Raw genomic sequence first — 11,403 nt, forward strand, 5'->3', positions numbered from 1 at the left:
ATTCCTGCGAAGGTAAATTGCCGCCAGACGGTAAGCGGCTATGGGAACTAAATCAGCCTGCGAATCAGGCTTTGTTTGCAGCAATGCAATTTTTAATCGCCAGGTATTTTGTCTAAGCGCGATCGCCGTTTGTTGGTAGCAATATTGATTGGTAACTGCCCGGTTTTGCCAGTTAAAACTTTATTTTATTGTTCTATAAGACGCCCAAAGTTTTGAAAGTCGCGCAACGGAGCATTGTCCGTTGCGCGTCTAACCACATACTTTTGAAGCGACGTATTTGGTTAGACAAATACAATTACTATATTATGATGTTCCTTTGCATAACACAAGTAGTTTTACAAAAATTGATATAATTATTTTGAAAAAATCGGCTTATTAAAGGCGATTTTAAGACGAGAGAAAATTATCGCGCCGCCGCTACAAACTCAAAATTAGTTTTAACTCCAGTCTTCTTCATCTTGTCGATTGCCTTTTGGTTTATAGGCTAGACGTTCTGCATGGAGTTGGCGGGTTTTTACATAGAGTTCTTCTTCCGTTAACTTCCAGCGCTGGAGAACTTTATCCAAATCTGTTTGGATATCTCTAGCACCAGGGAAACCGCGATAGCGAACCTTGAGTCTAGCCAGTTCCGCCAAGTTGAAGTTCGTGGGTTCTGCTAGTAAGAGGTTATTAACAGTAGCGCGATCGCTCTTTTCTTGGGGATGCTGTTGGTCTTTGTGTTCTGATGGTGACATAACCAGGAGTTACGCAGTTGAAGTGAAAATGCGGTAAAAGGAAGAAATGAATCCACCAAAATATACCGCTATTGAATACATTAACTTTTTGATTGGGACGCAAAAGGCATATAGCTGTAGCGAAGCAGAGCGGGTTCAACCGACAACGGGGTCTGCGACAGCGCACGATGCCATCAACCGTTTGCTGCATCGACTTGAACCAGACCCGAACGAGCTTTGGCAAGAGGCGCAAGCCTATGTGGGATTAGAGCAAGGCATTTTGGTGCTTGACGATACGATGCTCGATAAGTGGTATGCCAAACATATGGAGTTAGTCAGTCGGCAATGGTCAGGCAAGCATAAGCGAGTTGTCCAAGGGATCAACTTAACGAGTCTATTGTGGTCAGACGGGGATAAACACATACCTTGCGACTACCGAATCTACGAGAAGGGAGTAGATGGAGCAACTAAGAATGACCACTTTCGTGCCATGCTCACCACGGCGAAAGAGCGAGGTTTCCAGCCCAAGTGTGTTGCCTTCGATAGCTGGTTCAGTGCTTTAGCCAATCTCAAGTTGATTGCCAGCTATGGTTGGACGTGGCTGACTCGACTTAAGCGAAATCGGTTAGTGAACTCAGACCGGACAGGTAATCGACCTATCTGCCAAGTGGCTATTGCCGCCAGTGGAACCATCATTCATCTCAAAGGCTACGGCTTTATCCAGGTATTCAAGATCGTTGCCCCAGACGGTAACATTGACTACTGGGCAACCAATGACTTGAAGCTGAATGAGTTACAACGCTTGCAATGGGCTGAGTTTGAGTGGTCAATTGAGGAATACCATCGCGGCTTAAAGCAGTGCTGCGGAGTGGAAAAAGCCCAAGTGCGCTCCTCTCGTTCTCAACGAAACCATATTGGTTTAGCCATTCGCGCCTTCTTGCGCCTAGAGATCCACTGGTTTAATACTGGCATCAGTTGTTACGAGTCTAAACTCAGCATTGTTCGTGAGGCGGTGCGCTCGTACTTGGCTGCTCCCTGGTTGTCCTTCTCCCCAACTGCGTAACTCCTGATAACTAAAATATTAGCTGCAAATAAGGATAGTAAGGCGGGAATTAGTAACCTAACTTGCTAACGCTCAAAATCTTCACTTCATCTTCTACCTGTAAAATTTTACCTGCTTCAGATTCGGGTATTCGCGTGTTAACACTTACCCTAAAAAAGTGATTGAAGCGAGAGACAGGCGCCCACGCAGGTAAATTTTGCTGGCGCGAGGTTGCAAAGATTTTTTGGAATTGGGGGTAAACATCTCCGGTTACAGAGTCTCGCGTCGGTACAATACAACGCTGACAAGGATTAATGCCGCAAAATAGCACATCTCCTATTTTAAAATCAACGATTTCATCTGATTGGGCAAATAATTGATCTTCCCAAAAAGGGGGGCTATCAGCAATTTCAAGATTAGTTCGCAAGCGCGCTCGCATCTCGTCGCCGCTAATATTAGAAAACCATGAAGCAACCGTTTCCACTGTCTCAACTCCGATAATAGTTGGGCCAGAAGAGTCGGTGTCGTCCGGAAAACCAACAACTGGGTTTTCCCGCAATTTCACCGCAAAGCCAAAATAGTTACTCAGCCAAGCTTCTACCCCACCACGTTCCTCATCTATGGCAAAACCTTGTATTTCATCGCTTCCCTTTACCTGTAAAAAAACCGTTTTTAAACTAGCATCATAAGATGTCTTCAGCAAGTGAACTTTAGGGTTGCCCTTACCATTAACCAATCGGTCTTGTTCGTCAAAAATGGCATACTGCCGATCGTGCTGTAAAGCACCACTTTTGAGAATTGTTGCCCTAGATACGGCAACACCATTCAGAGATTTAATCGGATAAATAACGATGTTTTGTAAGAAAGGCACGACCGATAACTGGAGAAAATTCAGTCTTAAATATATCACCGAATCCGCCAACCTATGAGACGCACGAGATAGTGCCGAGGAGGACAAGCAATGCTAACAACTATAGAAGTGCGCTGGTTTTATCGCGGCACAATACCAAAAGAGGTTAAAAACTGGTTCGGGCAAGATATTCTTGGCAAACATCCATCGCCACCAGAAGAAAGGGAAGACTGGTATTTATACTCGCCTTGGTGCGATCGCCTGGGCATCAAAATGCGCGGGGGAAATCTCGAAATTAAGTGGCGGCTGGCAGAATTAGGCGTACAGCGTTTTGGCGACGGGTTGGAGGGTAAAACAGAGAAATGGTTGAAGTGGATTAGTGAAAAGCCCAAAAACAACAAAATAATACCAGCAAATGTTGGGGGAAAGGCGTTATGGATTGGCGTTAGAAAAGAGCGAAGCCAGCGTAAGTATGAAGGCTGTACGATGGAACTAACAAAGCTAATCGTACAGAACGAAGCTTGGTGGAGTTTGGCATTTGAAGCCTCTGGTGAAGAAGCCCAAGAAATGAATAATCTTCAGGCGATCGCCTCAGAGATATTCAAGAATTATCCAGGTATGGCGTTACAAATTCATGATTCTTTTGGTTATCCTAAGTGGCTCTCTTTAACCGTCGGGGAGAATTAGGATTAATCATAGCGATCGCCAGTCCAATACTTACCCTGATTTACAGCAATATTAACTACCTTCATCTTCAAACTTATATCCAACACCGATAACTGTCTTAATAAACGTAGGATTAGCCGGATCTGGTTCAATTTTTTTCCGCAAGCGAGCAACATGAGTATCTACAACCCGCTCATCGCCAAAAAAGTCGTCACCCCAAAGTTTATCAATCAATTGAGTCCGATTCCAAACGCGACCCGGATAACTCACAAATGTCGTTAACAAATTAAATTCTAACGTCGTCAAGTCTAGAGTTTCTTCATCCTTTGCATCCATATAGCGAGAAGCAGTATGCCGCTCCACATCAACTGTAAAATGATGGGTGCGGTAGACGTTTTGTTGCCCTGTTTGACGCATACTGCGGCGCAATAAGGCTCGAACTCTAGCCACCAATTCTCTGGGACTAAAAGGTTTAACTAAATAATCATCCGCGCCAGTTGATAAACCGATAACGCGATCTATTTCCTCGCCTCTAGCAGTTAGCATCAAAATATACGGATCTTTCGTACCTGGTTTTTGTCTTATCCGGGCGCACACTTCCAATCCATCAAGTCCAGGTAGCATCAAGTCGAGAACAATCAAATCTGGTTGTTGTTCCCGGAAAACCTGCAACGCGCTTAAACCATCCGAGCAAATGCGACAGTAAAATCCTTCTTTTTCTAAAGCAAGCTGGATGAGTCGGGCAATTTCAGGTTCATCTTCAACAATCAAAATATCCATCTTAAAAAGTATTCATTAGATTAAAGGGCAGCCAAAGCTGCAAAAAAAGAAAAAAATAATTTTTGCCTTTAGAGCCTTCGTCTAACGGCTGACGCTTCGCGCTTTTTACTTTTGTCTTCTTCTTTTGGTCGCATAGCTTCTCTACCCAAAATCATCATCCCAGTAACACCCAAGCAAACAAACCAGATGTATTCATGCCAATAGTGCCGCATTTGGTTGTTTAAACTTAGTTCTGGGTGCAGCGTAGAAAGGTAAAGTAATAACAAAACAATCAACAACGCGCCGAAACCGACAAAAGATAGACCTACTAAAATTCGGGCGGGTTGCAGTTCGCGATCGCCAATTTCATCTAAGTCAATCTCTGCCAATTCGTTGAGAGATTCTTCCGCTACATCTGAGGCATTTTCCAAGTTGTTAGCCACAATTGGCGGTAAAATTGGCGCTATAATTTCTACAGTTTGGCGTCGCAGCAATGCTTCAGTATCCCGGAGTAATTTTAAGGGAGAACGCTCTGCTGGTGAGGCAAATTCACTTGCTTCGGGTATCGGGTTAGAGTTGACTTCTGGTTCCAAATCCATAGTTTAGTTTGAGATTCCAGTACTTAATCCTTAAGATAACCCACGTAGAGTGCATACTTTAGACTTCTTCGCGTCAAAAATCGCCCAGTGGGGTGAAACAACTAGAGTCGCGCGATCGCCAGCGCCAATCCTATTTTAAAAACACCCTCCTCCATCTTAATTTGCTTGTAACTCATCAAAGGGGTCTATTATGCCAAATTTTGTCGTTGATACTTCCCATAGTTCAAGCGTGTTGTCGATCAATACAAAGGCGCTGGCATATTGATATACTGACTACCTATAGCAAACTCAACTCAGGCCAGTTAGCCCTACCCAGGCTATCGGATTGGGATAAAGTATTAAGAGATTTTAGATGCAAAATAACAGACTTGAGCGACAATTACAATTTATTCTTGAAATCGATAAACTTAAGTTGATTTTGCGCCAAACTCTGCTAACAGATGGCTCGCGTCGGGAAAATAGTGCCGAACATTCTTGGCATTTAGCAATGATGGCTATTTTACTAGCCGAGTATGCACCTACGCAGATTGATGTGTTGCGGGTAATCAAAATGTTATTGGTTCACGATTTAGTAGAAATTGATGCGGGTGACACTTTCTGCTATGACGTGCAGAGCAACGAAAATAAAGCAATGCGCGAAGCAGAAGCTGCTAACAGGCTATTTGGATTGCTACCAGAAGATCAAGGAGTTGAATTAAGAAATCTCTGGGAAGAATTTGAGGCTCAAGAGACTGGGGAAGCGAGATTTGCAACAGCACTAGATCGCTTGCAGCCATTTTTACACAACCAGCACACAAAAGGTGGAACTTGGCAAATTCACGGCATTACTCGCGAGCAAGTGCAGCGTCGCATGCAACCAATTGAGGAAGGTGCGCCCCTCATTTGGCCTTTTGTGCAAAAGGTAATGGAGGATTGTGTTGAAGCTGGCTACCTTAGAGCTAATACAGAAACTTAAAGAGCGTAGCTGCGGTAATTAAAAAGTATAAGTTATTAACTTTAAACTTGTTTAATCATATTTGGGGATAGCTTTTATAGCAGAAATTATGGGAGCGATCGCGCTACTAACCCAAGTACAATTTAAGCCATATTTATGAATACGTTGGACGCTGCCCGCCATAAAATTAATTGATAGGCAGCGTCCTATTTTTATTACTGCAAACAATCGGGTTGCCGGATCGAGCGACCTTGGATGACACCATTGAGCTGGGGTACAACAGCCCAATCGCGGATATAATTCATCGGTTCTGGTATTGTTGTACCATTTGGTACGCGAACGATGATTTTTCCATTGGGTTTTTCGAGAACATTTACAAAGCTGTCGTCTGGATCGAAAACGACGTAATCTACATTTTGAGTCAGTCGAGAGCTATCCATCCAACCTCTGCTTCCCGATGTTCCTACTTTAACCGGAAGCCATCCATTACTCTCCGCTCCGGTAGACGTTACCTGACTTCCGTTGCGAAGCGCCCTAACAATACGCCCATTAGGGTTAGCACGAAGATTTACGGAATTATCTTGTAAATCTCGAACCGTGTAATTGTTACAGACCTCTGCCTTTACTGGCGATAAAAAAGTTAGGTTAACAACTATAAAACCACCAGTAAGTGTTGTTAGCTTTATAAATTGCTTCATTTCCAGAGCCTAAATTATACAAATGGTTTTACAAGCCCAATTTTTCCAAAACAGGTTTGGTTGAGACAATATGCTTGTCTAACCCCAATTCTTTTGGACTAATTCCCAATGCTAGAGCAACTAGCTGCGGTAGATGCAGCACGGGCAAACCCAACTTGCGCCCGATTACTTTCTCTACCTCTGGCTGACGGGAATCCAAATTCAGATGGCACAACGGGCAGGGCGTAATCATACAATCAGCACCCGCGTCAATGGCTTCCTGAATATGTGCCCCCGCCATCTTAAAAGACTGGTCTGGCGCATAACTAGAAAGAGGCCAACCACAACACTGAGTCCGCCCTCGATAATAAATTGGCGCTGCCCCAATTGTCCGGAACACATTTTCCATCGATTCTGGGTTGTAGGGGTCGTCAAAAGGGATAGACGTTTGGGCACGCAGGAGATAGCAGCCATAAAACGCCGCACACTTCAACCCAGAAAGCTTACGGGTGACGCGGTTTTGTAACTCTTCTAATCCGTAATCTCCTACCAACGCCCAAAGCAGGTGTTTGACTTCGGTACTGCCGCGATAAGGCGAACAGCCTTCTTTTTTCAATAAGCCATTAACTTGTTCGAGGTAAGCTGGATTGTTCTCCTGAGATTCTTTCAGGCGCTCATCCACATGACCAATAACGCCTTGACAGGTACTGCAATGGGTGAGGAGAGGCAAATTAAGTTCTTCAGCCAGGGCGATATTCCGGGCGTTGACGGTATCTTCCAGCAGTTGGGAATCTTCTTTAAAAGTGCCGGAACCGCAACAGGAGGCTTTTTTTAGCTCGACGAGATCGATTCCTAAAGCCTTGGTGAGAGCAGCAGTAGACTGGTAAAGCTCCCGGCAGGCTCCTTGAGCGACGCAACCGGGAAAATAAGCATATCTAAGGGTCTGGGATGGCATATTGGGGACAGGCGATTGGGGATCGGGGAGACGCGATAAATCGCAGTCTATACAAGAATTCTAGCCTCTCCCTTCTATTGCATTTTTCCACTGGCGCAATGCCCGATGGCTCATGCCCATCCCTCAAAAGTGACAGTTGGATAACCGAATATGTAGTTGATAGAGCGATCGCGCTCGTCGTGTAAGATTAAGAAATCCGAAAAGTTGCATATAAGCCCGGTGAGTAAGTTTTAGCGGCTGGGAAAAGGAATCATATGAGCCAAGACATTTTTGAGAGAGTTAAGAAAATTGTGACAGAACAACTGGAAGTTGAACCCAGTACCGTCACACCACAAGCCAACTTTGCCAACGACCTGGGAGCCGATTCCCTAGATACCGTTGAACTGGTAATGGCTCTAGAAGAAGAGTTTGATATCGAAATTCCTGACGAAGCTGCCGAGCAAATTACTACTGTTCAAGCTGTTGTAGATTACATCAGCGATAAAGTTAAAGCCTCGATCTAGCCCCTATAGAGGCTAGAACCTATCCTGGAGAGGAGTTATAGCTCGCAAGAGTGAATCCCGAATTCTCAATTTATACTCCTTAGCCAGTCCGTAGAGACGTTGCACGCAACGTCTGTACCCAGTCCCTCATATTGTTCTGCGTTCTGGGTTAAAAACCCATCTTTTACTGGCATCATGACAAATGTTGAAAGTAAGCGCGTTGTCGTAACGGGTCTCGGCGCGGTTACACCGATTGGCAACACCCTGACTCAATACTGGGAAGGGTTATTGAGCGGCAAAAATGGCATTGCCCCGATCACCTTGTTTGACGCCTCCCGGCACGCTTGCCGCTTCGCCGGGGAGGTAAAGGGATTTGACCCCTACGAATACATGGATCGAAAGGAGGCAAAGCGGATGGATCGCTTTGCCCAGTTTGCAGTTGCAGCCAGCAAGCAAGCTATAGCTGACGCGCAGTTTGTTATTAATGACTTGAACGCAGAACAGGTGGGCGTCATCATTGGCAGCGGCATCGGTGGTCTGAAGGTTCTTGAAGAGCAGGAAGAAATTTATCTGACGAAAGGCCCGGATCGCTGTAGCCCATTTATGATTCCCATGATGATCAGCAACATGGCGGCAGGTTTAACTGCTATCCACACGGGAGCTAAAGGGCCAAATTCATGCCCTGTAACCGCCTGTGCTGCTGGGTCAAATGCTGTGGGCGATGCATTTCGCATAATTCAGCGGGGATATGCCCAAGCGATGATCTGTGGTGGCGCTGAAGCTGCCGTCACCCACTTGTCGGTAGCTGGATTTGCATCGGCGCGGGCGCTTTCAACCCGCAATGACGATCCGGCTCATGCTTGTCGTCCGTTCGATCGCGATCGCGATGGCTTTGTTGTCGGCGAAGGCTCTGGTATCCTCATCCTCGAAGAACTGGAACACGCTCTCAGTCGCGGTGCTAAAATCTATGCCGAAATCATCGGCTACGGCATGACCTGCGACGCATATCACATGACTTCCCCAGTTCCGGGTGGTAATGGTGCTGCAAGAGCAATGCAACTGGCGATGAAAGACGCTGAAATTACTCCCGAACAGGTAAGTTACATCAACGCTCACGGTACCAGCACCCCAGCCAACGATGTAACAGAAACAGCCGCGATAAAAACAGCTCTGGGTGAGAGTGCCTATAAAGTGGCAATTAGCTCAACCAAGTCCATGACAGGACACCTGTTGGGCGGATCTGGTGGAATTGAAGCAGTAGCCACAGCAATGGCGATCGCCTCAGACCAAATTCCACCCACAATTAACCTGGAAAACCCCGATCCAGGCTGCGACCTAGATTATGTACCCAAAAACAGCCGCGCCCAAAAAGTGGATATAGCATTGTCCAACTCTTTCGGGTTTGGCGGTCACAACGTCACGCTAGCCTTTAAAAAATACGTCTAGTGCGATAAAAGTAAAAAAGCGTGAAGGATGGAGTATGAAAAAATTGATATTCATACTTCATCCTTTAGTCTTTTGTTTGCTCCTCACCACTTGCCCATAGATACCGCTAATGGGATCATGGGATGTAAACTTGGGCGATCCAGAGTCCCCAAACTCCCCGCGCCAATCCAGTGCAAAACCGTCGTTAAATAGAACAGATTATGGCCGTTGCAACCCAATCACTCGAAGAGCTTTGCATTAACTCCATCCGCTTTTTGGCCATTGACGCCGTAGAAAAGGCAAAGTCAGGCCATCCAGGGCTGCCAATGGGCGCTGCTCCGATGGCGTTTGTGCTGTGGGATAAGTTTATGCGGTATAACCCCAAAAATCCCAAGTGGTTTAACCGCGATCGCTTCGTCCTCTCTGCTGGGCACGGCTCAATGCTACAGTACGCCCTGCTCTACCTGGCTGGCTTCGACAGCGTAACAATAGAAGATATTAAGCAGTTCCGTCAGTGGGAATCAAAAACCCCCGGACACCCCGAAAACTTTATGACTCCGGGTGTGGAAGTAACAACCGGGCCTCTGGGCCAAGGAATTGCCAACGCTGTCGGTCTGGCAATGGCAGAAGCTCACCTAGCCGCTAAGTTTAACAAACCCGACTCCACAATCGTAGACCACTACACTTATGTGATTTTGGGTGATGGTTGCAACATGGAAGGCATTTCTGGTGAAGCTTGTTCTTTCGCCGGACACCTGGGATTAGGTAAACTCATCGCTTTGTACGACGACAACCACATCTCGATCGACGGTTCTACAGATGTGGCATTCACCGAAGATGTTTCCAAGCGCTTTGAAGCATACGGCTGGCACGTCCTCCACGTCAAAGATGGTAATACCGATTTAGCAGCGATTGAAGAAGCGATCGCAGAAGCTAAATCTGTTACTGATAAGCCGACGATGATTAAGGTGACAACCACCATCGGTTACGGTTCGCCCAACAAACAAAACACCGCTGGCGTTCACGGCGCTGCTTTGGGTGGAGACGAAATAGCATTGACTCGCCAAAACTTGGGTTGGCAACACGAGCCTTTCGTCATCCCGCAAGATGTTCTCAACCATACACGCAAAGCAGTGGAACGCGGCGCAGGCTACGAAGCTGACTGGAACAAGACATTTGCCGACTACCAAGCTAAGTATCCCCAAGAAGCCTCTGAATTTGAACGTTACATTAGCGGCAAATTGGCCGATGGTTGGGATAAGGTACTACCCACCTACACCGCCGAAGACAAAGCACTGCCTACCCGTAAGCACTCGGAAAACTGCCTCAACAAACTGGCATCAGTTTTACCTGAGCTAATTGGTGGTTCTGCTGACTTAACCCACTCTAACCTTACCGAAATCAAGGGGACTGGCGACTTCCAGAAAGGGCAATACCAAAACCCCAACATCCATTTTGGCGTGCGGGAACACGCTATGGGCGCAATCTGTAATGGGATAGCGCTGCATCAATCTGGATTAATTCCCTACGGCGCTACCTTCTTGATCTTCACAGACTATATGCGTGCTGCCATCCGCTTATCTGCCCTGTCCCAGGCTGGGGTGATTTGGGTGATGACCCACGACTCCATCGGACAAGGTGAAGATGGCCCGACACACCAACCTATTGAAACTCTGGCTTCCCTGCGTGCTATTCCTAACCTCACCGTAATTCGCCCCGCAGACGGAAACGAATGTTCTGGCGCTTATAAATTAGCCATCGAAAAAGCCAAGCAAAATCATCCCACCTTGTTAGCGTTCACTCGTCAAAACGTACCGAACTTAGCAGGTACATCGATTGAGGGCGTGGCTAAGGGTGCATACACCGTGGTGGATTCTGATGGTACGCCAGATATTATCCTGATTGGCACTGGTTCAGAACTGAGTCTCTGCGTAACCGCAGCTGAGAAACTCACCGCTGAAGGTAAAAAAGTCCGTGTCGTCTCGATGCCTTCAACAGAAGTGTTTGATGGACAGGATGCGGCTTATAAAGAGTCCGTTCTGCCTAAAGCTGTCACCAAGCGCGTAGCTGTAGAAGCTGCTAGCAGCTTCGGCTGGCATAAGTTTGTGGGTATGGAAGGCGATACTGTTAGTATCGATCGCTTTGGTGCTTCGGCTCCAGGTGGTGTTTGTCTGGAGAAGTTTGGCTTCACAGTTGAGAATGTGTTAGCTAAGGCTAAGGCTTTGTTGGGTTAATCCGATCCGCAACATTTTAGAATAATTTCTCTTGGGGTGGGCTGAAAAGCCCGCCCTTTTTCATTTT

General features: G+C 46.4%; 13 protein-coding genes. 7 read left to right on the plus strand and 6 right to left on the minus strand.

All coding sequences use genetic code 11. From position 1 onward, the window contains the following. Positions 1-437: 437 nt before the first annotated feature. The gene (locus H6F77_RS21390; protein WP_190490936.1) at positions 438-734 is read right to left on the minus strand and encodes a DUF3288 family protein; all 297 of its coding nucleotides are present in this window, start codon (positions 732-734) and stop codon (positions 438-440) included. A gap of 46 nt (positions 735-780) precedes the next feature. Between H6F77_RS21390 and H6F77_RS21395 the strand changes: the two genes are divergently transcribed. Beyond that, the gene (locus tag H6F77_RS21395) at positions 781-1,776 is read left to right on the plus strand and encodes an IS701 family transposase (RefSeq protein ID WP_190490937.1); all 996 of its coding nucleotides are present in this window, start codon (positions 781-783) and stop codon (positions 1,774-1,776) included. A gap of 49 nt (positions 1,777-1,825) precedes the next feature. Here the strand turns inward: H6F77_RS21395 and H6F77_RS21400 are convergent, their stop codons facing one another. Next, complete coding sequence (locus H6F77_RS21400; protein ID WP_190490938.1) at positions 1,826-2,626, minus strand: MOSC domain-containing protein; 801 nt, start codon at positions 2,624-2,626, stop codon at positions 1,826-1,828. 90 nt (positions 2,627-2,716) lie between these two features. Here H6F77_RS21400 and H6F77_RS21405 point away from each other — a divergent pair, with 90 nt between their 5' ends. Beyond that, complete coding sequence (locus tag H6F77_RS21405) at positions 2,717-3,292, plus strand: hypothetical protein (protein ID WP_190490939.1); 576 nt, start codon at positions 2,717-2,719, stop codon at positions 3,290-3,292. Between the two features lie 51 nt (positions 3,293-3,343). Here H6F77_RS21405 and H6F77_RS21410 read toward each other — a convergent pair whose 3' ends face one another. Beyond that, positions 3,344-4,051, minus strand: coding sequence for a response regulator (locus H6F77_RS21410; protein WP_190490940.1), 708 nt, complete (start codon positions 4,049-4,051; stop codon positions 3,344-3,346). A gap of 68 nt (positions 4,052-4,119) precedes the next feature. Continuing rightward, positions 4,120-4,629, minus strand: a complete 510-nt coding sequence (locus H6F77_RS21415; protein WP_190490941.1) for a hypothetical protein — start codon at positions 4,627-4,629, stop codon at positions 4,120-4,122. 352 nt (positions 4,630-4,981) lie between these two features. On the opposite strand from H6F77_RS21415, the gene H6F77_RS21420 reads away from it, so the two are divergent. After that, on the plus strand, positions 4,982-5,584 hold the full coding sequence (locus tag H6F77_RS21420) for an HD domain-containing protein (protein WP_190490942.1): 603 nt from the start codon (positions 4,982-4,984) through the stop codon (positions 5,582-5,584). 194 nt (positions 5,585-5,778) lie between these two features. Here the strand turns inward: H6F77_RS21420 and H6F77_RS21425 are convergent, their stop codons facing one another. Both H6F77_RS21425 and H6F77_RS21430 read right to left on the minus strand, forming a co-directional pair. Beyond that, entirely contained in the window at positions 5,779-6,261 is a 483-nt protein-coding gene (locus H6F77_RS21425) for an SH3 domain-containing protein (RefSeq protein WP_190490943.1), read from the minus strand. A gap of 28 nt (positions 6,262-6,289) precedes the next feature. Beyond that, positions 6,290-7,195, minus strand: coding sequence for a CoB--CoM heterodisulfide reductase iron-sulfur subunit B family protein (locus H6F77_RS21430; protein ID WP_190490944.1), 906 nt, complete (start codon positions 7,193-7,195; stop codon positions 6,290-6,292). Here H6F77_RS21430 and H6F77_RS21435 point away from each other — a divergent pair. The 4 genes from H6F77_RS21435 to tkt all read left to right on the plus strand — a co-directional run bounded on the left by H6F77_RS21435 (position 7,189) and on the right by tkt (position 11,336). Further along, positions 7,189-7,380, plus strand: coding sequence for a hypothetical protein (locus tag H6F77_RS21435; protein WP_190490945.1), 192 nt, complete (start codon positions 7,189-7,191; stop codon positions 7,378-7,380). The genes H6F77_RS21430 and H6F77_RS21435 overlap by 7 nt on opposite strands. Before the next feature lie 69 nt (positions 7,381-7,449). Beyond that, positions 7,450-7,698, plus strand: coding sequence for an acyl carrier protein (gene acpP / locus H6F77_RS21440; RefSeq protein ID WP_190490946.1), 249 nt, complete (start codon positions 7,450-7,452; stop codon positions 7,696-7,698). A 174-nt stretch (positions 7,699-7,872) separates the two neighbouring features. Continuing rightward, a complete protein-coding gene (gene fabF / locus H6F77_RS21445) occupies positions 7,873-9,123 on the plus strand; it encodes a beta-ketoacyl-ACP synthase II (RefSeq protein WP_190490947.1) in 1,251 nt (416 codons plus the stop codon). Between the two features lie 200 nt (positions 9,124-9,323). Then, positions 9,324-11,336, plus strand: coding sequence for a transketolase (tkt, locus tag H6F77_RS21450; protein WP_190490948.1), 2,013 nt, complete (start codon positions 9,324-9,326; stop codon positions 11,334-11,336). The last annotated feature ends 67 nt before the right edge of the window (positions 11,337-11,403 follow it).

The sequence above is a fragment of the Microcoleus sp. FACHB-831 genome (genome assembly GCF_014695585.1).
Classification (GTDB): domain Bacteria; phylum Cyanobacteriota; class Cyanobacteriia; order Cyanobacteriales; family FACHB-T130; genus FACHB-831.

What these genes read in the sequence shown, in the direction of transcription:
- H6F77_RS21390 (WP_190490936.1), bottom strand. Translation starts at nt 734, where the DNA reads ATGTCACCATCAGAACACAAAGACCAACAGCATCCCCAAGAAAAGAGC.
- H6F77_RS21395 (WP_190490937.1), top strand. Translation starts at nt 781, where the DNA reads ATGAATCCACCAAAATATACCGCTATTGAATACATTAACTTTTTGATT.
- H6F77_RS21405 (WP_190490939.1), top strand. Translation starts at nt 2,717, where the DNA reads ATGCTAACAACTATAGAAGTGCGCTGGTTTTATCGCGGCACAATACCA.
- H6F77_RS21410 (WP_190490940.1), bottom strand. Translation starts at nt 4,051, where the DNA reads ATGGATATTTTGATTGTTGAAGATGAACCTGAAATTGCCCGACTCATC.
- H6F77_RS21415 (WP_190490941.1), bottom strand. Translation starts at nt 4,629, where the DNA reads ATGGATTTGGAACCAGAAGTCAACTCTAACCCGATACCCGAAGCAAGT.
- H6F77_RS21420 (WP_190490942.1), top strand. Translation starts at nt 4,982, where the DNA reads ATGCAAAATAACAGACTTGAGCGACAATTACAATTTATTCTTGAAATC.
- H6F77_RS21425 (WP_190490943.1), bottom strand. Translation starts at nt 6,261, where the DNA reads ATGAAGCAATTTATAAAGCTAACAACACTTACTGGTGGTTTTATAGTT.
- H6F77_RS21435 (WP_190490945.1), top strand. Translation starts at nt 7,189, where the DNA reads ATGGCATATTGGGGACAGGCGATTGGGGATCGGGGAGACGCGATAAAT.
- H6F77_RS21430 (WP_190490944.1), bottom strand. Translation starts at nt 7,195, where the DNA reads ATGCCATCCCAGACCCTTAGATATGCTTATTTTCCCGGTTGCGTCGCT.
- acpP (WP_190490946.1), top strand. Translation starts at nt 7,450, where the DNA reads ATGAGCCAAGACATTTTTGAGAGAGTTAAGAAAATTGTGACAGAACAA.
- fabF (WP_190490947.1), top strand. Translation starts at nt 7,873, where the DNA reads ATGACAAATGTTGAAAGTAAGCGCGTTGTCGTAACGGGTCTCGGCGCG.
- tkt (WP_190490948.1), top strand. Translation starts at nt 9,324, where the DNA reads ATGGCCGTTGCAACCCAATCACTCGAAGAGCTTTGCATTAACTCCATC.